This window comes from Sphingomonas sp. PWP1-2 (assembly GCF_049898305.1).
GTDB lineage: Bacteria > Pseudomonadota > Alphaproteobacteria > Sphingomonadales > Sphingomonadaceae > Sphingomonas > Sphingomonas glacialis.
This window is the reverse complement of record NZ_JAFCXM010000002.1, coordinates 455,541-477,462: the sequence shown is the minus strand read 5'-3', so window position 1 is coordinate 477,462 and position 21,922 is coordinate 455,541. Positions and strand designations below refer to the sequence as shown.

Sequence of the window (21,922 nt, the reverse complement as noted above, 5' to 3'; positions counted from 1 at the left end):
ATCTGCCTCCTATATTGACCAGTATCGACCCTTGACGAGCAATGACACCGGTATCAAGATGAGCCGAGAATGCGGGAGATCTAACCATCCGGCATCGAATACGGGAGATGGCGATGAAGGTGCGGATCGGGCTGTCGCTGACGGCCATGCTGGTGTTGACCGGCGGGTGCGGCGAAGACGGCGGCAGTACGCCGACCCCGACACCGAGCGCGACCGCCGCACCGCTGACGGTCTCGCCAACGACGGGCGACACCGCCGCGTTCAAGGACACGCTGCTACGGCTGACCTTCGATGGCCCGCCAGTGATCACCGGCTCGGGCACGATCCGGGTCTATCGCAGCGACGGAACGCTGGTCGACACGATCGACACTTCGGCGAACATCGTCACCACCGGCGGCGAGACGCAGAGCGCACTCGGCGCCGCCAATACCGAGATCGACAAGATCGGCAACGGCGTGGCGAGCCTCACGCAATATCGCTACACTTATTATCGGCCCGTCAGCGTCGCGGGCAATGTCGCGACGATCAAACTCCACGACGGCGTGCTGGCGTATGACACAGCGTATTACGTACAGGTCGACCAGTCGGTGTTCAACGGCCCGTTCGGCGGCGCGGGGAGCTTTCCGGGGATCGGCGGCACCACCGCCTGGACCTTCCGCACCAAGTCCGCGCCGACCTCGACCACCAATCTCATCGTCGACGACGATGGACCGGCCGACTTCCGCTCGCTGCAGGGCGCGCTCGATTATGTCATGGCGACGGGCTGCCTGTCGTGCCCGAGTGCTGCCAGCCCGAAGACGATCACGCTCAAGAACGGGACCTATGACGAGCAGCTGTTCCTGCGCAACGTGAGCAATCTGACGATCCTCGGGGAGAGCCGCGCCGGGACGATCGTGCGCAACAGCAATTGGGAAGCGTTCAATCCCGGCACCGGCGGCAGCCGCGCGACTCCGAACACCACCTTCAGCAACATCGGCGGCGCCGCCACGCTCGGCACGCGCCTGTCGCTCGGCGGCGGGCGCGCGGTGCTGCTGGTCGAGGGCGGCGATCTGCTCAAGCTGAGCAACTTCACTTTCGCCAACACGCACGTGAAGGATGCCACGCAGAACAGCCAGGCCGAGGTGATCTATTACAATTCGGCGACGCTCAACGGATCGCGCTTCATCGCCACCGACATGAACTTCCTCGGCACGCAGGATACCTTGCAGATGAAAGGCTGGGTGTGGATCTACAACAGCCTGATCACCGGCGATGTCGATTTCCTGTGGGGCTATCCCTTCGCCGAAGTGATCGAGAATTCCGAACTTCGCACTGTCTTCGATCCGACGACGCCGGGGTCGGGCGGCTACCTCTTCCAGTCGCGCGCGGCCAAGGGCTATCCCGGCTTCGTCGTGCTCGGCGGGGCGCTGACCGCGGCGAGCGGTGTACCCGACGGATCGGCCTATCTCGCGCGCTCGGGCGGCTCGACGCAGGCTCAGGGGTTCTGCACGACGATGCTCACGCTCGGCGGCGGCTCGGCGGGCAATGCCACCCAATATTGTGACTCGGTCGCCTATATCGGCGTCAAGATGGGCCCACATATCGCGCCCGCAGGTTGGTTCATCAACCCAATCCCCAATCTGCTGCCGACGGCGCGCGAGGGCTGGCGCGAGAGCGGATCGCTGACGCCGGGCGGCGCGGCGCTGCCGCTGACCGGTCGCGAAACGCGCTATGCCAGCAGCACCGCCGATCTGTCCTCGCTCGACACCCGCGCGAAGGTCTTTGCGCAGTGGAATGGCAATGCCGGCTGGAATCCCCAGCCATGAGCGCCGGTATCCCCGGCATGCGCGTTTAAAGTCCCCACCGGGAGCCTCCACCCCGCTTGTAACGGCCGGCGGGGTGGCTTTGTCCCTACCCAAATCCCGCTTAGGACACCGATATGGAAATCAGCCGTCGCGATGCCTTCGGTCTGGCGCTGGCCGGCACCGCTGCCCTGGCCACCGAACCGGCCGCCGCCGTACCGCCCGGATCGGGAGCGCTCCCCGCCGCGGCCTGGCGCCGCGGGTTCGATAACCAGCGCGTGCCCGACCTGGGCGACGGCCGCTTCCTCAACCCGCTGCTGTCCGGCGACCATCCCGACCCCGCGATCCTCAAGGACGGCGCCGACTATTACATGACCTTTTCGAGCTTCGACTCCTACCCCGGCTTGACGCTGTGGCACAGTCGCGATCTGGTGAACTGGCAACCGCGCAAGGCAGCGCTGACCAAGAACATCGGCTCGGTCTGGGCGGTCAGCCTCGCCAAGCATGACGGACGCTATTTCCTCTACATACCGGTCAAGGCGACCCCCAACACGATCTTCGTGATCCATGCCGATCACATCGACGGCCCGTGGAGCGACCCGATCGACTTGCATTTGCCCGCCCATATCGACCCCTGCCACGCCGTGGCGGAGGACGGATCGCGCTGGCTGTTCCTCTCGGGCGGGAACCGCATCCGGCTCGCGCCCGACGGCCTCTCGACGCTCGGCGCAGTCGAGCATGTCTATGATCCGTGGCGCTATCCCGCGGAATGGGACGTCGAGAGCTTCAGCCCGGAGGGACCGAAGATCGCGCACCACGGCGATTACTGGTATCTCATCACCGCGGTCGGCGGCACTGCGGGCCCGCCGACCGGGCATATGGTGATCGCCGCGCGATCGCGCTCGCTGCATGGGCCGTGGGAGCACTGTCCGCACAACCCGATCGTGCGCACTACCAGCACCGATGAACGCTGGTGGTCGCGCGGCCATGCCAGCTTGATCGAGGCGCCCGACGGGAGATGGTGGTCGATCTATCACGGCTACGAAAATGGCTTCTGGACGCTCGGTCGCCAGGCGCTGCTCGATCCGGTCGCGTGGACCGCGGATGGCTGGTTTCGAATGACCGGCGGCGATCTCTCGCGCCCGCTCGCAAAGCCGCGCGGTGGTGCTGCCGTGCCGCACGGCCAACCGCTCAGCGACGCCTTCACGCGGCTCGACCTCGGCAGCCGCTGGAACTTCTTTCGCCCCGGCCCGCACGAAACCGATCGTCTCCGCGTCGAGCAAGGCGCGTTGGTGCTGCGCGCGAGCGGGACCGCGCCGGTCGATTCCCCGCCCCTGTTGCTGACGGCCGGCGACCAGGCCTATGCCTTCGAATGCGACGTCGAGATCGCTTCCGGCGCTACGGCCGGGCTGGTGCTGTTCTATGACGACAGATTGTATGCCGGACTCGGTTTCGACGAACGGCGTTTCGTGACGCATCAATACGGGATGGAGCGCGGACGCCCGTCCAACCCGCACGGGCGCAGGATGCGGATCCGCATCACCAACACGCGCCATATCGTCGCCATCCACACCTCGCACGATGCAGGCCGAAGCTGGCAGCGCTTCGATCGGGGCATGGAGGTGTCGGGGTATCATCACAATGTTCGCGGTGGCTTCCTGATGCTGCGGCCGGGTCTCTACGCAGCTGGAACGGGCGAAGCGCGCTTTCGCGACTTCCGCTTCCGCGCGCTGTGAAGGACAACAGGTCCCTGATCCGATCGCCGGACGACGATATCCGGCCGCACCTCCAATTCCACCTCGACGCGCCCCTTGCCGACGCGAACGACACGAAGCTTGAGTGACCGCACGGCACGCTTCAAGTTTGGTGGCAGCCATCATCGACTGATCCAGCTTTCCAACCTTGGCCGCGAGCGCCGCAGATCGTGTTGACCACGCCCATGCGCCTCCAACCGACCAGCCGGGTGTCGATCCGGGGAGTGATGCGATCGGCGACGGCTCGCTCCGCCAGCAGCGTGTCTTGGTATGCGTACGATCCCGAAACCGCTTGCAGCTTCCAAATGGTAGCGCTACCTGTCTGCTATAGCGCGGTTACGCGCATCGGGGAGAGGACCAATGGCGTATCGTTATGTAGCCGCCGTGCTGGCGTGTGGAACCGCATCGCTCGCGCTGGCGCAGGATCGCGCCCCGGATGGCCGGCGCTATCTTTCGCAACCGCTCGTCACGTCGATCTACACCGCCGATCCGTCGGCACACGTCTTTAATGGCAAGATCTACGTCTACCCGTCGCACGACGTGCCGACCGAGACCCCCGACGACGATCTCGGCAATCAATATGCGATGCACGATTATCGCGTGCTGAAGATGGACAAGATCGGCGCCCCCGTCACGGTCGGCCCGGTCGCGCTCGACGTCCGCCAAGTCCCCTGGGCTTCGCAGCAAATGTGGGCGCCCGACGCCGCCTATAAGAACGGCACCTATTACCTCTATTTCCCGGCGCGCGACAAAACCAAGGACAAGAACGGCCTCGGCAAGTTCATGGTCGGCGTCGCGACGTCGAAGAGCCCGATGGGCCCGTTCAAGGCCGATCCCAAGCCGATCGCGGGCGCCTTCTCGATGGACCCGGCGGTGTTCACCGACAACGACGGCAAGAGCTACCTTTATTTCGGCGGGATCTGGGGCGGTCAGCTCCAGCGCTGGAAGAACGGCACCTTCGATCCCAATGGCAGCGACACCGATCTCGGGAAGGACGATCAGCCCGCGCTCACCGGCAAGGTCGCGCGGCTCAACCCCGACATGAAGAGCCTCGCCGAGACGCCGCACGACGCGGTGATCCTCGACGAAGCGGGGAAGCCCGTGCTCGGCGGCGATCACGATAAGCGCTTCTTCGAGGCGTCATGGATGTTCAAGCGCGGCGGGCACTATTATTACACCTACTCGACCGGCGACACGCATTTCCTCAACTATGCGACGGGCACCAGTCCGTACGGCCCGTTCACCTATCGCGGGCATATCATGAACCCCGTCCAGGGCTGGACGACGCATCACTCGATCATCGAGACCGGCGGCAAATGGTGGCTGTTCTATGCCGACACGCAGCTCAGTGGGAAGAACCACTTGCGCAACGTCAAGCTGACCGAGCTCACCTTCAACGCTGACGGGACGATCAAGACGATCGATCCGCTCGTCAAATAAGGCAGACGATGTTTCTCGGAGTCGATATCGGCACGTCGGGCGTCAAGGCCGTCGTCCTCGACACGCATGGCGCGGTCGTCGGCCAGGGCGTCGCGGCGCTCACCGTCCAGCGCCCTCACCCCTTGTGGTCCGAACAGCACCCCGAGGATTGGTGGAAGGCGACGACCGCCGCAGTGCTCGCGATCGACCCCGAGGTCCGCCGGTCGGTCCGCGGGATCGGGCTCGCCGGGCAGATGCACGGTGCGACCCTGCTCGGTGCGAACGATAAACCGCTCCGCTCCGCGATCCTGTGGAACGACGGGCGTTCGTTCGCGGAATGCGCCGCGCTCGAGGCAACGACGGGCGACTTCCGCACCATCGGCGGCAATATCGTGATGCCGGGCTTCACCGCGCCCAAGCTCGAATGGGTGCGGCGGCATGAGCCCGAGATCTTCGCGCAGGTCGCAACCGTGTTGCTGCCCAAGGACTATGTCCGGCTGCGGATGACCGGCGAGAAGGCGTCCGACATGTCGGATTCGGCGGGCACGCTGTGGCTCGACGTCGCGGGGCGCCGCTGGAGCGAGACGCTGCTCGCCGCCTGCGGGCTGACCGAGGCGCAGATGCCGCGGCTGGTCGAGGGCACCGACGTCGCGGGCACCCTGCGTGCCGATATCGCCGAGTCTTGGGGCATTCCGCAGGTCCCCGTCGCGGGCGGCGCGGGCGACAATGCCGGTGGTGCGGCGGGGGTCGGCGTCGTCACCGATGGCAAGGCCTTGCTGTCGCTCGGCACGTCGGGGGTGATCTTCGTCGCCAACGATACGTTTCGGCCCAACCCGGCGCGCGCGGTCCATGCGTTCGCGCATTGCCTGCCCGACATGTGGCACCAGATGTCGGTCCATCTCAGCGCGGCCTCGTGCATCGACTGGGTCGCGCGGCTCACGGGCGCGAGCGGTGCAGCCGAGCTGTTCCAGCGTGCCGAAGCGGCGGGTGCTGCCAATGGTCCCGAGATCTTCCTCCCCTATCTCTCGGGCGAACGCACCCCGCACAACGACGCGCAGGTCCGCGGCGCCTTTATCGGGCTCGACAACGACACCGACGCCAACCGCCTCGCGCAGGCGGTGCTCGAAGGTGTCGCGTTTGCGCTCGCAGACGGGCTCGACGTGCTGCGCGAAGCCGGAACCGAGGTCGCCGAACTCGCGGTGATCGGCGGCGGCGCGCGCTCGCATTATTGGGGAAAGACGCTCGCCGCCGCGATGGACGTGCCGTTGGTCTACCTCCAGGGCGGCGAGGTCGGTCCCGCGCTCGGCGCCGCGCGGCTCGCGCAGATCGCGGTCGATGGCGGAACGCCCGCCGAAGTCTGCGTCGCACCGCCCGTCTCGCACCGCATCGCCCCCAATGCCGAACTGGTCCGCCGCCTCGCCCCCAAAAAGGCAAGGTTCAAGGCAGCCTATTCGCGCATCTCCCCGCTCACCGCATCCAACTGACACCCAAGGAGCGCCCCGATGGCCACCGATTTCTTCGCCGACATTCCGCAGATCGCCTTCAAGGGCCCCGAGACCGACGACGAGCTCGCCTATCGCTATTACGACAAGGACCGCGTCGTCATGGGCAAGCGGATGGAAGACCATCTGCGCTTCGCCGCGTGCTTCTGGCACACTTTCTGCTGGCCGGGTTCGGACGTGTTCGGTGGCGGCACCTTCAACCGCCCGTGGCATGCCGGCGCGAACGATTCGGCCGCGGCCGCGCAGAAGCGCGAAGTCGCGTTCGACTTCTTCACCAAGCTCGACATCCCGTTCTACACCTTCCACGACGTCGACGTGATGGCCGATGCCGCCACCATCACCGAGCATCGCCGCAATTTCGCCGAAGCGGTCGATCATCTCGAAAAGCTCCAGGCCTCCTCCGGCCGCAAGCTGCTGTGGGGCACCGCGAACCTGTTCAGCCACCCGCGCTTCGCTGCCGGCGGCGCGACCAACCCAGACCCGCAAGTCTTCGCATTCGGCGCAATGCAGGTCCGCGACGCGCTCGAGGCGACGCATCGCCTCGGCGGCGCGAACTACGTGCTGTGGGGCGGTCGCGAAGGCTATGAGACGCTGCTCAACACCGATCTCAAGCGCGAGCTCGACAATCTCGGCCGCTTCCTCAACTTGGTGGTCGAGCACAAGCACAAGATCGGCTTCACCGGCACGATCCTGATCGAGCCCAAGCCGTTCGAGCCGACCAAGCACCAGTACGATTTCGACAGCGCGACGGTGTACGGCTTCCTCAAGCGCTACGGCCTCGAGAACGAGGTCAAGGTCAACATCGAGGCGAACCACGCGACGCTCGCCAGCCACACCTTCGAGCATGAAATCGCGACCGCGGCGGCGCTCGGCATCTTCGGCTCGATCGACGCCAACCGTGGCGATCCGCAGAATGGCTGGGATACCGACCAGTTCCCCAATTCGGTCGAGGAACTGACGCTCGCCAATCTCGAGATCATCCGCGCAGGCGGCTTCACCACCGGCGGCTTCAACTTCGACGCCAAGGTCCGTCGCCAGTCGATGGATGCGGTCGACCTGTTCCACGGCCATGTCGGCGCGATCGACGTCGTCGCCAAGGGTCTGCTCAATGCAGCAGCGCTGATCGAGGACGGGCGCCTCGATGCGATCAAGACCGAGCGCTATGCCGGCTGGGATGCCGATTTCGGCCAGAAGGTTGGCTCGCTCGATCTGGCGGCGATCGCCGATCTCGCGGTCGAGCAGGGTATCGACCCGCAGCCGCGCTCGGGCCGGCAGGAGCGGATCGAGAACCTCATCAACCGCTTCATCTGACCAAGCGGTCGGCCCGTCTGTTTCGCACGGACGGGCCGATCCCCCGACGAGCCCATGCGCCGATCGCCTTGTACTCTGCGCTGGCAGCTTCTATTATGTCGGACTAATTCAAGGAACAGTATCTATGATCGACGGAGCGATTTTGGTCGGTGCCGAGCAACGGCAGGCGACGACGCGATTTTCGGGGATCGACCCTTCGACCGGCGCGACCCTCACCCCCGATTTCTCCTCGGCCGGTGTCGATGCGGTGGCCGATGCAGCGGCGCTCGCCGAAGCGGCCTTCCCCGAATATGCGGCGACCGATCCCGAGACGCGCGCGACCTTCCTCGAGGCGATCGCCGATGCGATCGTCGCCATCGGTGACGAACTGATCGACCGCGCCGTCCAGGAAAGCGGCCTGCCCCGCCCGCGGATCGAAGGCGAGCGGGGCCGTACCGTCGGCCAGTTGCGGTTGTTCGCTACCGTCGTCCGCCAGGGCGACTGGCTCGACGCGACGATCGACCCCGCGCTTCCCGACCGCGCGCCGCTGCCGCGCCCCGATCTGCGCCGCGTCAATGTGGCGGTAGGCCCCGTCGCGGTGTTCGGCGCGTCGAACTTCCCGCTCGCTTTCTCGGTCGCCGGTGGTGACACTGCGTCGGCGCTCGCCGCGGGCTGCCCGGTGATCGTCAAGGGCCATCCGTCGCATCCCGGCACCGGCGAACTCGTCGCACGCGCGATCGCCAGCGCGGTCGCCAAGTGCGCCCTGCCCGCCGGCACCTTCTCGTATCTGCCTGGTGAGACCAACGACCTCGGCGGCGCACTCGTCGCCGATCCGCGGATCAAGGCGGTCGGCTTCACCGGCTCGCGCGGCGGTGGCCTTGCGCTCGTCAAGATCGCGGCGCAGCGCGCCGAGCCGATCCCGGTCTATGCCGAAATGTCGAGCATCAACCCGGTGATCCTGTTCCCCGCAGCGCTCGCCGCGCGCGGTGCCGCGCTGGCGACCGCGTTCGTCCAGTCGCTGACGATGGGCGCAGGCCAGTTCTGCACCAATCCCGGCCTCGTCCTCGCGATCGACAGCCCCGAGCTCGATGCCTTCGTCAATGCGGCCGGCGTCGCCTTGGGCGGCAGCCAGCCCGCGACGATGCTCTCGCCCGGCATCCATGACAGCTTCGAAAAGGGCGTCGCCGCGCTCGCCGAACACGGTTCGGTCCGGACCGTCGCGCGCGGTTGCGCGAGCACCGGCGCCAATCAGGCGGTCGGCGCGCTGTTCGACACCGATGCCGCCGCCTTCCTCGCCGACAGCGCGCTCGGGCATGAAGTGTTCGGCTCGTCGGCAGTCGTCGTGCGCTGCACCGACCTTGCCGAGCTGACGCGCGTCGTCGCCGGGCTCGAAGGCCAGCTGACCGCGACGCTCCAGATCGATCCCGACGATCATGCCGCGGCGGCCAAGCTCGTCCCCACGCTCGCCGGTCGAGTCGGGCGGATCCTCGCCAATGGCTGGCCGACCGGGGTCGAGGTGAGCCATGCGATGGTGCATGGCGGCCCCTTCCCCGCCACCAGCGACGGGCGGACGACTTCGGTCGGCACGCTCGCCATCTATCGCTTCCTGCGGCCGGTGTGCTTCCAGAACCTGCCGGCGGAGTTGCTCCCGGCAGCGATCGCGCCCGACAATGCGTGGAATGTCGCGCGCCGGATCGAGGGCGTTCGCGAAGCCTCGCCGCGGTAAAACGGCACACGCCGCGGTGGGCGAAGGCCTGCCGCGGCGATGCTGCACCTGGCGGATCGGACGCACCGGTCCCGCGCTCTTGACACATGGCTTGACGTCGTGTTGGTAGCGCTATCAGATATAAAAGCGTGACGGGAGTTGAGGATGGCGGGCAGCAGCGACCCACAGCGGTCTGCACTGGCGGCGGACTGGCAGAGCGGGACGTTCCTCGGACGGATCGAGAGCGCCGATGGCCCCTCGCCGGTGCTCCTCGTGCGCGGCGAACTGTTCGACATGGCGCGCGTCGCCCCGACTGTCTCGGCGCTCGTCGAGGCGGGGGATTTCAGCGGCACCGGCGGCTTCTCGCTCGGCGCGTTCGACCCGTCGGCCGTCACCCTGCTCAGCCCCGTCGACCTGCAATGCGTCAAGGCTTGCGGCGTCACCTTCGCACTCTCGGCGATCGAGCGCGTCATCGAGGAACGCGCGCGCGGCGATTCGAGCGCGGCGGCGGACATCCGCGCGCGGCTCGAGACGCGCGTCGGCGGGTCGATCCGCGCGGTCATGCCGGGCTCGAGCGAGGCCGCCGACCTCAAGCAAGCGCTGATCGACGACGGGATGTGGTCGCAATATCTCGAGGTCGCGATCGGCCCCGATGCCGAGGTGTTCACCAAGGCGCCCGTCCTCTCGACCGTCGGCGGCGATGCCGAGATCGGCATCCGCTCGGATTCGACCTGGAACAACCCCGAACCCGAGATCGCCCTGCTCGTCGACAGCCGCGGCAGCGTCGTCGGCGCGACCCTCGGCAACGACGTCAACCTGCGCGATTTCGAAGGCCGCTCGGCGCTGCTGCTCGGCAAGGCGAAGGACAATAATGCGTCGTGCTCGCTCGGGCCGATGGTCCGGCTCTTCGATGCCGGCTTCGGCATCGACGATGTCCGCTCGGCAGAATTGCGGCTGCGGATCGAAGGTGAGGACGCCTATGTCCTCGACGGCGCGAGCAACATGGCCGAGATCAGCCGCGATCCGCTCGACTTGGTCCGCCAGACGCTGAGCGAGCACCAATATCCCGACGGCTTCGTGCTGTTCCTCGGCACGCTGTTCGCGCCGGTGCAGGACCGCGACGAGCCGGGCCGTGGTTTCACCCACAAGGTCGGCGACAGCGTGACGATCGAGAGCGCGCGGCTCGGGCGCCTCGTCAATCGCGTCGTCACCTCGCGCGATGCCGCGCCCTGGACGATCGGGATCAGCGCGTTTTTCGCAAATCTCGCCGCACGCGGCCTGTTGGGAGCAACCCAGTGAGCGGTGCCGTCTATCCAAGTCTCGTCGGCAAGCGCGTGTTGGTCACCGGCGGCGGCAGCGGGATCGGCGCTGCGCTGGTCGAAGCGTTCGCGGCGCAGCAGGCAAACGTCGCGTTCATCGACATCGACCAGGAAGCCGGCGAAGCTACCGCGGCGAAGTTCGCGCCCGGCCGCTTCCACGCTTGCGACCTGCGCGACATCGATGCGCTCACCGCGACGATCGCCAGGATCTCGACCGAGCTCGGCGGGATCGATATCCTCATCAACAATGCCGCGCGAGACGACCGCCACACGATCGAGGAAGTGACGCCCGCTTATTGGGACGAGCGGATGGCGACCAACCTCCGCCACCTGTTCTTCGCCGCCCAAGCCGTAGTCCCCGGCATGAAGGCCGCCGGCGGCGGCGTGATCGTCAATTTCGGGTCGATCAGCTGGCATCTGGGGCTCCCCGACCTGGTTCTCTACCAGACCGCCAAGGCCGCGATCGAAGGCCTCACGCGCAGCCTCGCGCGCGACCTCGGTCGCGACAACATCCGCGTCACGACGATCGTCCCCGGCAATATCCAGACCCCGCGGCAGGAACGCTGGTACACCCCCGAAGGCGAGGCCGAGATCGTTGCCGCGCAATGCCTCGATGGCCGCATCCAGCCGTCCGACGTCGCATCGCTCGCGCTGTTCCTCGCCTCGGACGATGCGCGGATGTGCACCGGACATGACTATTTCGTGGACGCGGGCTGGCGCTGATGGTCGGGGCGGTACGCTCGGTCCAGCCGATCGGCGCGATCCTCGGCGAAGGGCCGGTCTGGCATGACGCGGCCTTGTGGTTCGTCGACATCAAGCGCCCGCGGATCTACCGCTTCGATCCGGCGCGCGATGCGCTGCAGCACTGGGACGCGCCGGGCGAAGTCGGCTGGGTGTTGCCGCGCGCGAACGGCGGGATGATCGCCGGGCTTGCTTCGGGTCTCCACGCCTTCGATCCCGTCAGCGGGCAGTTTACCCACCTGTTCGATCCCGAGGCGCACCTTCCCGGTAACCGCCTCAACGATGCGACGACCGATGCGATGGGCCGCATCTGGTTTGGCAGCATGGACAATGCCGAGCAGGACGCGACCGGCCGGCTCTATCGCGCCGATCCGCACGGCAGCACCGACAGCGGCCTCGCCCCCGTCGTCATCACCAACGGCCCGGCGATCGCGCCTGACGGCGGCACGCTCTACCACACCGACACGCTCGGCCGGAGCGTGTGGCGCGTCGTGCTCAACGACGACGGCACGCTCGCCGCGCCCGAACTGTTCTGCGAAATCGCACCCGGCGAAGGCCATCCTGACGGCTCGACGATCGATGCCGAAGGCTGTGTCTGGGTCGCGCTGTTCGGCGGCTGGGGCGTCCGGCGCTATGATCCCGCGGGCGCGCTGATCGAGACGGTGGAATTCCCCGTCGCCAACGTCACCAAGATCGCCTTCGGCGGCCCAGATCTGCGCACCGCCTATGCAACAACCGCGCGCAAGGGTTTGACACGACAGGATTTGCAAGCGCAGCCGCTCGCCGGCAATCTCTTCGCATTCGACGCCGGCGTGTGTGGCCTGCCCGTCTATCCAGCAAAACTATAAACGATTTCAGGAGCGGAAAAACGATATGGCACTCACGCAGCCCGATACCCAAAGGGGCAATCTGGGGTTCATTGCGGCGATCGTTGCGGTGGCCACGATCGGCGGACTGTTGTTCGGCTATGACAGTGGCGCGGTGAACGGGACGCAGCCCGGGCTCAAGGCGGCGTTCGCGCTCGACGATGCCGGGCTGGGCTTCACCGTCGGATCGCTGCTGATCGGCTGCGTCATCGGGGCGTTCTCCGCCGGCACGCTCGCCGATGCGATCGGCCGCCGCAACGTGATGCGCTATGCTGCTTTGCTGTTCCTGCTCGGTGCACTCGTCCAGGGGGTCGCGCACGACCATACGCTGTTCGTCATCGCGCGCATCTGCGGCGGGATCGCGGTCGGCGCGGCCAGCGTGCTGTCGCCCGCGTATATCTCGGAGGTCGCGCCGCCCAGCATCCGTGGCCGCATGACGACCGTCCAGCAGATCATGATCATCACCGGTCTGACGGCGGCGTTCTTCGCCAATTATTATCTCGCTGCCGCCGCCTCCAACCCCGCCAACCCCAACGATGTCGCCTCGCTCAACCCGCTCTGGTGGGGCATCGCCGCGTGGCGCTGGATGTACCTGCTGCAGGCGGTGCCCGCAGTGGTCTTCTTCATCGCTCTATTCTTCATCCCCGAAAGCCCGCGCTTCCTCGTCTCGAAGCAACGCAACGAAGAGGCGCTGAACGTGCTGACCAGCCTGTTCGGCACCCGTCAGGGCGCACTGACGCTCGGCGAGATTCAAGCAAGCTTCTCGAAGGATCACCGCCCGCGCCTCTCCGACGTGCTGACGCCGCCGGGCGGCCGCGGCTTCCTCGGGCTTCGCTCGGTCGTCTGGGCGGGACTGCTGCTGGCCGTGTTCCAGCAGCTCGTCGGCATCAACGTGATCTTCTATTACGGCGCGACGCTGTGGCAGGCGGCGGGCTTCTCCGAGTCCGAGGCGCTGATGACCAACATCATCTCAGGGACGATCTCGATCGTCGCGTGCTTCATCACGATCGGCCTGGTCGACAAGATCGGCCGCAAGCCGCTGCTGCTGATCGGGTCGGCGGGCATGGCGGTCACGCTGTTCGCGATGGTCTATGCCTTCTCGACCGGCACGCTCGTCGCCGACAAGCTCACGCTGCCGGGGCATATGGGGCAACTCGCGGTCGGCGCGGCGCTCGCTTATTCGTTCGCGTTCAACATCAGCTGGGGCCCGGTGATGTGGGTGATGCTCGGCGAGATGTTCCCGAACCAGATCCGCGGTTCGGCGCTCGCGGTATGCGGCTTTGCGCAATGGTTCGCCAATTACCTCGTCGCACAGTCGTTCCCGATCATGCTCGGGAGCATCGGTCTGGCGAAGAGCTATTCGTTCTACGCGGTGTGTGCGGTGATCAGCTTCTTCCTGGTGCAGAAGTTCATCCACGAGACCAAGGGCAAGTCGCTCGAAGCGATGGAGGGGTAAGGCGCACGCGACCTTGGTGGCGGATGTGGCTCCGATCTTCGAGCAGATCGGTTTTGACGGGACCGCGATGATGCCATCGCGGTCCCGTTTTTTGTTTACGATGCGCTCAAAGTCCCGTGGATACCTGCCAGTCAGGAGGTGCCCTCCGATCGGGAGTTACCGATGCTGAAGGACCGTATTTGGTGGAGTGCGGTCCGGCAGCTTTCGGGCGCGGTGATCAATTAGGCGACATGAACCGACTCGATTTCCAGCGTGTGCGGTTCAGTGTCGTGGAGCTTGGCATGAAGTGTGAGGTCGCTCACTTCCTCGCCCTCCGTCGTCAAATCAACCAGCATCTGCCAGTAACCACCCATCCAGCGGTAGACCGCATATTCCCACGTGGACCGGTGTAGGGGAGCCAAGCTGTCTCCGTAAGCCGACACGCTCTCGGCGATTGCTTTCGCCGCCGAAGGATTAACCTCGCGCACACCCCGGATCGCGTGATCGCGCAGGCAGTAATCTCCGACCGCGAAGGCGTCTGCGATTTCTCGGAACGTGGCATATAGCTCCGATGGCACGGAGTGTTCGTCAGCATCTTTCGCCATCATACCCACTAGTTCCTGCATCCGCTCACGGGGAACCTGCATCGCGACGTGAATGTCCGCAAGTGGTCGGTTTCCGCCTTTATCGTCATCCCCGCACAGGCGGGCATCCATTGCGCCGACGAGCTTCCGTTTTGCGGCAGCTCAGCGGCAATGTTTTCCCGCCTGCACGGGAACGACCGAAGCTGCGAGCGGCAATGGGGCTCCTAGCAGCGCCAAACCCACAGCGGCATGCACGAACAGACCGCGTCCGCCCGCCAACAGACCCGGCGCTGTCCTACATCCCACCTTTCATGATATACCCGTCAGGCTCTTTGAAATCGTCGAACCCGCGCATTAGCGCAAAAACGGAAACAATCGCCTTTGTAAACACCACGTCTTGGGGTCAATCGAGTCAACCAACCCCGCGCGGCACTCACGCCGCGCCCTGCCCCTCAACCGCGCCGCTCACCCGGCACCCCCACACCGCATAGAACAGCACATACAGCTCGCACGCCGCCGTCAGCAGGAACGAGGTCTGCAGCCCGTACATATCGGCGAGCTTGCCCTGCACGATCACCAGCGCGCCGCCCGCGATCGCCATGATCAGTAGCCCAGACCCCTCTTCGGTCAGCGGCCCGAGCCCGCGAATGCCGAGCGTGAAGATCGTCGGGAACATGATCGAGTGAAACAGCCCGACCGAGATCAGCGCCCACATCGCGACATGCCCCGTGGTGAAGGTCGCGATCAGCATCACGACGCACGCGCCGATGCTGGCGGCGGCAAGCACGTGCTCGGCGGGGATGCGCTGCATCAGATAGCTGCCGACGAAACGGCCGACCATCATCCCGCCCCACAGCAGGAAGAGATAATGTGACGCCTGCTCGTGCGTCGTATTGCCGATCTCGGGCTGGCTGATGAAGTTGATGAAGAGATTGCCGACGCCGATCTCGGCGATCAAATAGATGAAGATCGCCGGGATGCCGAAGATCAGGTTGCGGTGCGACCAGAGCGAATGGTTGGCGCGCTCGGCCTTGGCGTTGCGCTTGGTGGCAGCCCCCATCGCCGGCAGCGGCGAGCGCGCGATGACGACCGCGAGCACGACCAGCACGACCGCGACGATCAGATACGGCAATTGCACCGATTGCGCGTCGGCCAGCCGCTGCGCCGGGGTCAGCGCCGCCGCCCCCGCCGCCGCCGTGCCCGAGGTCGAGCGACCGAGGATCAGATACCCGCCGAACAGCGGCGCGAGCGTCGCGCCGAGCGAGTTGAACGCCTGCACCAGGTTGAGCCGCGACGACGCGGTCTCGGGCTTGCCGACGACCGCGACATACGGGTTGGCGGCAACCTGCAGCAGCGTAATGCCGCTCGCGATGACGAACAAAGCGAACAGCGTTACCCCGTACGACGGGATCCGCGCCGCGACGATCATCCCGAGCGCACCCGCCGCCATGATGACGAGCCCGACCACCAGCGAACGTTGATAGCCGATCCGCTCGATCAGCTTGGCCGAGGGGATCGACGCGACGAAATAGGCGATGAACCAGACGCTCTCGATCAGCGTGGTCTGGGTGTAGCTCAGGTCGAACACGCTGCGCAGATGCGGCAGCAGCGTGTTGTTGATGACGGTGATGAAGCCCCACATGAAGAACAGGCTCGCCAGCAGCGTCAGTGCCGAACGATAGCGCCCATTGTCGGGCGAATCGCCCGATGCGACGGGGGCAGGCGCGGCAATCACGGGTGCGGCCATTCGTAGATCCTCCATGTGGCGAACCCCGCGCGCGGCGGATTGCCTTCTCGGTATTTGTCCGAGTATAAGTCTCGCTCTATCTCGTCAACAGATAGCCTCGGCGACCGGAGTGTGTGGCGCGGGAATGTGGAAACCCGTCCGCGCCTAGGGAGGTCGCCGCGCTGCTGCTGACCCAGTCCGGACGATCCTGCATGACCGACACGCCTACCGCTCCCGCCACGCCGCTCGCTCGCCTGCGCTCGCGCGCCTGGTTCGACAATCCCGACAATATCGACATGACCGCGCTGTACCTCGAGCGCTATCTGAACTTCGGGCTCAGCCTCGAGGAACTCCAGTCGGGCAAGCCGATCATCGGCATCGCGCAGACCGGCAGCGACCTGTCGCCGTGCAACCGCCATCATCTCGTGTTGGCAGACCGCGTGCGAGAGGGCATCCGCGAGATGGGCGGGATCGCGATCGAATTCCCGGTCCATCCGATCCAGGAAACCGGCAAGCGCCCGACCGCCGGGCTCGACCGCAACCTCGCCTATCTTGGCCTCGTCGAGACGCTCTACGGCTATCCGCTCGACGGCGTCGTGCTGACGATCGGCTGCGACAAGACGACGCCCGCCTGCCTGATGGCGGCCGCAACCGTGAACATCCCGGCGATCGCGCTGTCGGTCGGGCCGATGCTCAACGGCTGGCACAAGGGCGAGCGCACCGGCTCGGGCACGATCGTGTGGAAGGCGCGCGAGATGCTCGCCAAGGGCGAGATCGACAATGCCGGCTTCATCAAGCTCGTCGCCTCGTCGGCACCGTCGACCGGCTATTGCAACACGATGGGCACCGCGACGACGATGAACTCGCTCGCCGAGGCGCTCGGCATGATGCTGCCGGGCTCGGCCGCGATCCCCGCGCCGTATCGCGACCGCCAGGAGGTCGCCTATCTCACCGGCAAGCGGATCGTCGACATGGTCCGCGAGGACCTCAAGCCATCCGACATCATGACGCGCGACGCCTTCCTCAACGCGATCGTCGTCAATTCGGCGATCGGCGGATCGACCAACGCCCCGATCCATCTGGCGGCGATCGCGCGCCATGTCGGCGCCGAGCTCGAACTCGACGACTGGCAGACCCACGGCCACAAGGTCCCGCTGCTCGTCAATCTGCAGCCGGCCGGCGAATATCTCGGCGAGGATTATTATCGCGCGGGCGGCGTGCCCGCCGTCGTCGCCGAGTTGATGCGCCACGACCTGATCCAGGAAGGCGCGCTGACCGTCAACGGCCAGACGATCGGCGACAATTGCCGGGATGCGACGATCGAGGACGAGCGCGTGATCCGCACCTTCGAGACGAGTCTCGTCGAGGAAGCCGGCTTCGTCGTGCTGAAGGGCAATCTGTTCGACGCCGCGATCATGAAGACGAGCGTGATCAGCGCCGAGTTCCGCGAGCAATATCTCTCCAACCCCGAGGATCCCGAGGCGTTCGAAGGGCCGGCGATCGTGTTCGACGGTCCCGAGGATTATCACCACCAGATCGACGATCCCGCGCTCGGCATCACGCGCGAGACGCTGATGTTCATGCGTGGTGCCGGCCCGATCGGCTATCCCGGCGCGGCCGAGGTCGTCAACATGCGGCCGCCCGCCTATCTGATCCGCGAGGGCGTCCACGCGCTTCCGTGCATCGGCGATGGTCGACAGTCGGGGACGTCGGCCTCGCCGTCGATCCTCAACGCCTCGCCCGAAGCGGCGGCGCACGGCGGGCTGGCGCTGCTGAGGACGGGCGACCGCGTTCGGATCGATCTCGGTCGCGGCACCGCCGATGTGCTGATCTCGGACGAAGAGCTTGCCGAGCGCCGCGCCGCGCTGGTCGCAGCGGGCGGGTATCAGTATCCGGCCTCGCAGACCCCGTGGCAGGAAATGCAGCGCGCTGTCGTCGGCCAGCTCAACACCGGCGCGATCCTCGAGGGTGCCGAAAAGTATCAGCGCATCGCACAGACGCGGGGATTGCCGCGCGACAGCCACTGAGTTGACACAACAAGGGGCGGCGGTTGCGGCCGCCGTCCCTTTAATCCTCACCGACGCTGCGGGCTTCGCTTAGTCCTCGAACGCCTCGACTTGCCGCCGCTCGCCGCGCAGATAGGCATCGGCCACGTGCCGCAACGGCGCGACATCGACGTCACTCTCGCCCGCCGCGATCAGCGCCGCGAAACGATCGTACAGCCCGCGATATTCGGCCTCAGGCGCGAGCCTATGCTCGACTCCGTCGATCCGCAATTCGCTGCCACCCTTCGACAGCACAAGCGTGCCGGCATCGGTCTCGACCTTAATGTCCCACGTCTGCGGGCCCGTCTGGCGCCAGTCGAACTCCGCACGGATCGGCGTTCCCGCAGCATCGGTGAAGTGCAGATCGGCTGCGATCGGCGAAGCGCGATTGGTTGGAATCTCCAGCACGCCGTGCGTGAGGAAGAAGCCCGGCAGGATCGCGGTCGCGATCGACAGCGCGTTGATCCCGGGATCGAACACCCCCATCCCGCCGGCTTCCCAGATCCACGCCTGGCCGGGATGCCAATGGCGCACGTCTTCCTTCCACTCGATATGGACCGAGCGCAGCGTCTTGCCCGCCAGCCATGCCCGGGCAGCTTCGACCCCCGCTGCGTAGCGCGAGTGCCAGCTCGCAAACAGCGTCACCCCCTTATCGCGTGCCAGTGCGTGCAACAGGTCGACTTCGCTCAGCGTCGCGCCGGGTGGCTTTTCGAGAAACACGTGCTTGCCGGCAGCGATCGCGAGGCGCGCCGCCTCGAAGCGGACTTGCGGCGGCTGGCACAGCGAGACCGCGTCGATCTTCTCGGCGGCGAGCATCTCTTCGATCGTGGTGTGCGTCACCCCGTGCTCGATCCGCCCGTGCCGGCTGGCGGCGGTGACGAGATCGAAATCGGGCGACGCGTCGAGGACGGGAATATGCTGGTCGCGCGCGATCTTGCCGACGCCGACGATGCCGATACGGATCACCATCTCAAAGTGCCTTCACGCTGACGGAGACGGGCGCATCGATCGCGATCGGGTTGCGCACGGGCAAATGGAACGGGACGGCTTCGATTTCGAACACGTCGCCTTCCTGGGTTTGCACGGCTTCACTGAACGACAGCGTCGCGGTCCCGAAGAAATGGACGTGCACGTCGCCCGGTCGACGGAACAGCGCATATTTGAAATGGTGATGCTCGAGATTGTCGATCGAATGCGACATGTTCGCCTCGCCCGACAGGAACGGCTTTTCCCACAGCGTCGCGCCGTCGCGCACGATCCGGCTGGTGCCACGGATGTCGGCGGGGAGCGCACCGACGCGCAATTCGGGGCCGAGCGCGGCATTGCGCAGCTTCGAGTGCGCCAGCCACAGATAATTGCCCCGCTCGGTGACATGGTCCGAAAACTCATTGGCGAGCGCGAAGCCAAGCCGGACCGGCGTGCCGTCGGCATCGATCAAATAGATGCCGGCAATCTCGGGCTCCTCGCCTGCATCGAGCGCAAAGGCGGGCGAGCGCAGCGGCTCGCCGGGGGGGACCAATTGCGACCCGTCGCCCTTGTAGAACCATTCGGGCTGGACGCCCTGCCCCGGCTCGGACGGCTTGCCGCCCTCGACCCCCATCAGGAACATCTTCATCGAGTCGGTCGGCGCGGGATTTTCGACCGCGGCGCGGTGCATCTTGTCGCGCCCCTCGGCCGAGCCGAGATGCGTGAGACCCGTTCCGGTGAGCAGCAGATGCGCGGGATCGATATGGTCAACCGGCGAGAGCAGCGTCACGCTCGCCAGGTCGAGCGGATCGCCCACGCCGGCGCGGTCCACCGCCTCGGCCAGACCGACTCCGTCGGCGAGCGCCGTCTTGGCAAGCGCGATGGTGGTGCTGGCGCCGGGCACGACGCGCGCCGAGCCGTCGGGACCGAGCGCAGCGACGCCGCGAGCGCCGTCAGCGCCGCGAAATTGAACGAGCGATACGCTCATCGGTAACCTCTCCACAAAGCCCCGCAGCCGATCGACCCGCTGCGCGCTATTAGTCCGACTACCAGCTAGCAGCGCGCTTGCAGATGTTCAACCAAGGTCCCTAAGCTTTGGTGATGGCAGCGGCGCTACCCACCGCATCTCCCAGATGACGGTCCAAGGTCGTCCGCAAATACGGGTCTTCGCACATTCGATATCGACCGCCACCCGAGCGTAGGGGTCAAGTCGGCGCGGGGCAGAAGCCGACCGTCATCACCGGTGGATCCCGGTCACATCCGCATCGTGCCCGTCTCGAGGAAGCGTTGGTGCCACGACAGCGCTTCGCCCGGCAGCATCGGCGTCTGCTGGCCGTACGAGCCCAGCCGGGCGCGGCGGTAATAGTCGGCGAGCGCGGGGCGATAGTCGGGATGCGCGCAATTCTCGATGATCAGCTGCGCGCGCTGCTTCGGGCTCAGCCCGCGCAGATCGGCGAGGCCTTGCTCGGTGACGAGAACTTGGACGTCCTGGCTGATATGATCGACATGGCTCGCCTGCGGCACGATCGCCGAGATCGCGCCGCCCTTGGCGGTCGACGGCGTCATGAAGATCGAGACATAGGCATTGCGCGCGAAATCGCCCGAGCCGCCGATCCCGTTCTGGATCCGCGATCCCATGATGTGCGTCGAATTGACGTTGCCGTAGATGTCCGCCTCGATCAGCCCGTTCATCGCGAGGCAGCCGAGCCGGCGGATCAGCTCGGGATGGTTGCTGATCTCCTGCGGGCGCAGGATCATCTTGTCGCGATACGCGCGCAGATCGGCATTGAGCCGCGCCGCCGCCTCCGGACTGAGCGAGAAGGCGGTCGCCGACGCCATCAGCAGTTTCCCCGAATCGAGCAAGTCGAGCATCCCGTCCTGGATCACCTCGGTGTACGAGGTCATCGCCTCGAACGGTCCAGCGACGAGCCCGCTCAGCACCGCATTGGCGATGTTGCCGACCCCCGACTGCAACGGCAGCAGCGACGCCGGCAACCGCCCGCGCGCGACTTCATGGCGGAAGAACTCGATCAAATGCCCGGCGATCGCTTCGGCTGCGGCATCGGGTGCTGCGAACGGCAAGTTGCGATCGGGCGCGTCGGTCTCGACGATCGCGACGATCTTGGCGGGATCGACGCGGTAATAGGCCTCGCCGATCCGGTCGTCGGGGCGGACGAGCGGGATCGGCAAGCGGTGCGGCGGCAGCGCGGTGCCGTAATAGATGTCGTGCATCCCCTCGAGTGCGGGGTTCTGCCAGCGATTGACCTCGAGGATGATCTGGTCGGCGCGGTCGAGCCAGGTCTTGTTGTTGCCGACCGACGACGACGGGATCAGCGATCCGTCGTCGCGAATGCCCACGATTTCGATCACGGCGGTGTCGAGCGGTCCGAGAAAACCCTGCCACGCCATCGGCGCGACTTGGCTCAGATGCATGTCAAAATAGTCCATCTCGCCACGGTTGATCTTCTCGCGCGCGATCGGATCGGAATTGTACGGCAGGCGAAACTCGATCCCGTCGGCCTTCGCAAGCGCGCCATCGAGCTCGGGCCCGGTCGACGCCCCGGTCCACACGCGGACCTGGAAGGGATTGCCGAGCGTGTGCTCGGCCTCGATCCGCGCGGCGAGCGCCAGCGGAACTGCCTTGGGATAGCCAGACCCGGTAAAGCCACTCAGCCCGACCGTGCTGCCCGGTGCGATCAGCGCTGCGGCCGCCTCGGCCCCCATGACGCGGTTGCGCAACTGCGCGCTGATTTTCGAAGGCATGGGCTTCCTCTTGGCCGTTATAATCC

At 66.1% G+C, this 21,922-nt stretch carries 16 protein-coding genes; 11 read left to right on the top strand and 5 right to left on the bottom strand.

What is annotated here, in order from left to right; all coding sequences use genetic code 11:
• The first annotated feature begins 113 nt into the window (after positions 1-113).
• From ACP7C5_RS07095 to ACP7C5_RS07050, 10 genes are all read left to right on the top strand, one after another.
• Positions 114-1,805 (top strand): hypothetical protein, encoded by a 1,692-nt coding sequence (locus ACP7C5_RS07095; protein WP_426263695.1) that lies wholly within the window; start codon positions 114-116, stop codon positions 1,803-1,805.
• Positions 1,806-1,918: 113 nt separating this feature from the next.
• On the top strand, positions 1,919-3,517 hold the full coding sequence (locus tag ACP7C5_RS07090; RefSeq protein WP_426263694.1) for a family 43 glycosylhydrolase: 1,599 nt from the start codon (positions 1,919-1,921) through the stop codon (positions 3,515-3,517).
• Between the two features lie 378 nt (positions 3,518-3,895).
• Positions 3,896-4,975 carry a glycoside hydrolase family 43 protein gene (locus ACP7C5_RS07085; RefSeq protein WP_426263693.1) on the top strand — a complete coding sequence of 360 codons (1,080 nt, stop codon included), beginning with the start codon at positions 3,896-3,898 and terminating at the stop codon, positions 4,973-4,975.
• A gap of 8 nt (positions 4,976-4,983) precedes the next feature.
• On the top strand, positions 4,984-6,438 hold the full coding sequence (xylB, locus tag ACP7C5_RS07080; RefSeq protein ID WP_426263692.1) for a xylulokinase: 1,455 nt from the start codon (positions 4,984-4,986) through the stop codon (positions 6,436-6,438).
• 18 nt (positions 6,439-6,456) lie between these two features.
• Positions 6,457-7,767: a xylose isomerase gene (xylA, locus tag ACP7C5_RS07075; protein WP_426263691.1), complete on the top strand. Its 1,311-nt coding sequence runs from the start codon at positions 6,457-6,459 to the stop codon at positions 7,765-7,767.
• Between the two features lie 124 nt (positions 7,768-7,891).
• A complete protein-coding gene (locus ACP7C5_RS07070) occupies positions 7,892-9,472 on the top strand; it encodes an aldehyde dehydrogenase (NADP(+)) (RefSeq protein ID WP_426263690.1) in 1,581 nt (526 codons plus the stop codon).
• 144 nt (positions 9,473-9,616) lie between these two features.
• Positions 9,617-10,750, top strand: coding sequence for a fumarylacetoacetate hydrolase family protein (locus ACP7C5_RS07065; RefSeq protein ID WP_426263689.1), 1,134 nt, complete (start codon positions 9,617-9,619; stop codon positions 10,748-10,750).
• Positions 10,747-11,493: an SDR family NAD(P)-dependent oxidoreductase gene (locus ACP7C5_RS07060; protein ID WP_426263688.1), complete on the top strand. Its 747-nt coding sequence runs from the start codon at positions 10,747-10,749 to the stop codon at positions 11,491-11,493. The genes ACP7C5_RS07065 and ACP7C5_RS07060 overlap by 4 nt, the downstream gene beginning before the upstream one ends.
• A complete protein-coding gene (locus ACP7C5_RS07055; protein ID WP_426263687.1) occupies positions 11,493-12,359 on the top strand; it encodes an SMP-30/gluconolactonase/LRE family protein in 867 nt (288 codons plus the stop codon). Before ACP7C5_RS07060 ends, ACP7C5_RS07055 begins: the two co-directional genes overlap by 1 nt.
• A gap of 25 nt (positions 12,360-12,384) precedes the next feature.
• The gene (locus ACP7C5_RS07050; RefSeq protein WP_426263686.1) at positions 12,385-13,833 is read left to right on the top strand and encodes a sugar porter family MFS transporter; all 1,449 of its coding nucleotides are present in this window, start codon (positions 12,385-12,387) and stop codon (positions 13,831-13,833) included.
• Positions 13,834-14,054: 221 nt separating this feature from the next.
• Here ACP7C5_RS07050 and ACP7C5_RS07045 read toward each other — a convergent pair whose 3' ends face one another.
• Together ACP7C5_RS07045 and ACP7C5_RS07040 are read right to left on the bottom strand one after the other, a co-directional pair.
• A complete protein-coding gene (locus ACP7C5_RS07045; RefSeq protein WP_426263685.1) occupies positions 14,055-14,528 on the bottom strand; it encodes a DUF7668 domain-containing protein in 474 nt (157 codons plus the stop codon).
• A 301-nt stretch (positions 14,529-14,829) separates the two neighbouring features.
• Entirely contained in the window at positions 14,830-16,143 is a 1,314-nt protein-coding gene (locus ACP7C5_RS07040; protein WP_354285636.1) for a sugar MFS transporter, read from the bottom strand.
• 191 nt (positions 16,144-16,334) lie between these two features.
• Here ACP7C5_RS07040 and ACP7C5_RS07035 point away from each other — a divergent pair, with 191 nt between their 5' ends.
• Positions 16,335-18,149: an IlvD/Edd family dehydratase gene (locus ACP7C5_RS07035; protein WP_426263684.1), complete on the top strand. Its 1,815-nt coding sequence runs from the start codon at positions 16,335-16,337 to the stop codon at positions 18,147-18,149.
• A 69-nt stretch (positions 18,150-18,218) separates the two neighbouring features.
• On the opposite strand, the gene ACP7C5_RS07030 is transcribed toward ACP7C5_RS07035, so the two are convergent.
• The 3 genes from ACP7C5_RS07030 to ACP7C5_RS07020 all read right to left on the bottom strand — a co-directional run bounded on the left by ACP7C5_RS07030 (position 18,219) and on the right by ACP7C5_RS07020 (position 21,896).
• Positions 18,219-19,136 carry a Gfo/Idh/MocA family protein gene (locus ACP7C5_RS07030; RefSeq protein ID WP_426263683.1) on the bottom strand — a complete coding sequence of 306 codons (918 nt, stop codon included), beginning with the start codon at positions 19,134-19,136 and terminating at the stop codon, positions 18,219-18,221.
• Position 19,137: 1 nt separating this feature from the next.
• Positions 19,138-20,121 carry an AraD1 family protein gene (gene araD1 / locus ACP7C5_RS07025; protein WP_426263682.1) on the bottom strand — a complete coding sequence of 328 codons (984 nt, stop codon included), beginning with the start codon at positions 20,119-20,121 and terminating at the stop codon, positions 19,138-19,140.
• A 266-nt stretch (positions 20,122-20,387) separates the two neighbouring features.
• A complete protein-coding gene (locus ACP7C5_RS07020; RefSeq protein WP_426263681.1) occupies positions 20,388-21,896 on the bottom strand; it encodes an acetyl-CoA hydrolase/transferase family protein in 1,509 nt (502 codons plus the stop codon).
• Between the last annotated feature and the right edge of the window lie 26 nt (positions 21,897-21,922).

What these genes read in the sequence shown, in the direction of transcription:
- ACP7C5_RS07045 (WP_426263685.1), bottom strand. Translation starts at nt 14,528, where the DNA reads ATGGATGCCCGCCTGTGCGGGGATGACGATAAAGGCGGAAACCGACCA.
- ACP7C5_RS07095 (WP_426263695.1), top strand. Translation starts at nt 114, where the DNA reads ATGAAGGTGCGGATCGGGCTGTCGCTGACGGCCATGCTGGTGTTGACC.
- ACP7C5_RS07090 (WP_426263694.1), top strand. Translation starts at nt 1,919, where the DNA reads ATGGAAATCAGCCGTCGCGATGCCTTCGGTCTGGCGCTGGCCGGCACC.
- ACP7C5_RS07035 (WP_426263684.1), top strand. Translation starts at nt 16,335, where the DNA reads ATGACCGACACGCCTACCGCTCCCGCCACGCCGCTCGCTCGCCTGCGC.
- ACP7C5_RS07020 (WP_426263681.1), bottom strand. Translation starts at nt 21,896, where the DNA reads ATGCCTTCGAAAATCAGCGCGCAGTTGCGCAACCGCGTCATGGGGGCC.
- xylB (WP_426263692.1), top strand. Translation starts at nt 4,984, where the DNA reads ATGTTTCTCGGAGTCGATATCGGCACGTCGGGCGTCAAGGCCGTCGTC.
- ACP7C5_RS07055 (WP_426263687.1), top strand. Translation starts at nt 11,493, where the DNA reads ATGGTCGGGGCGGTACGCTCGGTCCAGCCGATCGGCGCGATCCTCGGC.
- ACP7C5_RS07070 (WP_426263690.1), top strand. Translation starts at nt 7,892, where the DNA reads ATGATCGACGGAGCGATTTTGGTCGGTGCCGAGCAACGGCAGGCGACG.
- ACP7C5_RS07050 (WP_426263686.1), top strand. Translation starts at nt 12,385, where the DNA reads ATGGCACTCACGCAGCCCGATACCCAAAGGGGCAATCTGGGGTTCATT.
- ACP7C5_RS07065 (WP_426263689.1), top strand. Translation starts at nt 9,617, where the DNA reads ATGGCGGGCAGCAGCGACCCACAGCGGTCTGCACTGGCGGCGGACTGG.
- araD1 (WP_426263682.1), bottom strand. Translation starts at nt 20,121, where the DNA reads ATGAGCGTATCGCTCGTTCAATTTCGCGGCGCTGACGGCGCTCGCGGC.
- xylA (WP_426263691.1), top strand. Translation starts at nt 6,457, where the DNA reads ATGGCCACCGATTTCTTCGCCGACATTCCGCAGATCGCCTTCAAGGGC.
- ACP7C5_RS07085 (WP_426263693.1), top strand. Translation starts at nt 3,896, where the DNA reads ATGGCGTATCGTTATGTAGCCGCCGTGCTGGCGTGTGGAACCGCATCG.
- ACP7C5_RS07030 (WP_426263683.1), bottom strand. Translation starts at nt 19,136, where the DNA reads ATGGTGATCCGTATCGGCATCGTCGGCGTCGGCAAGATCGCGCGCGAC.
- ACP7C5_RS07040 (WP_354285636.1), bottom strand. Translation starts at nt 16,143, where the DNA reads ATGGCCGCACCCGTGATTGCCGCGCCTGCCCCCGTCGCATCGGGCGAT.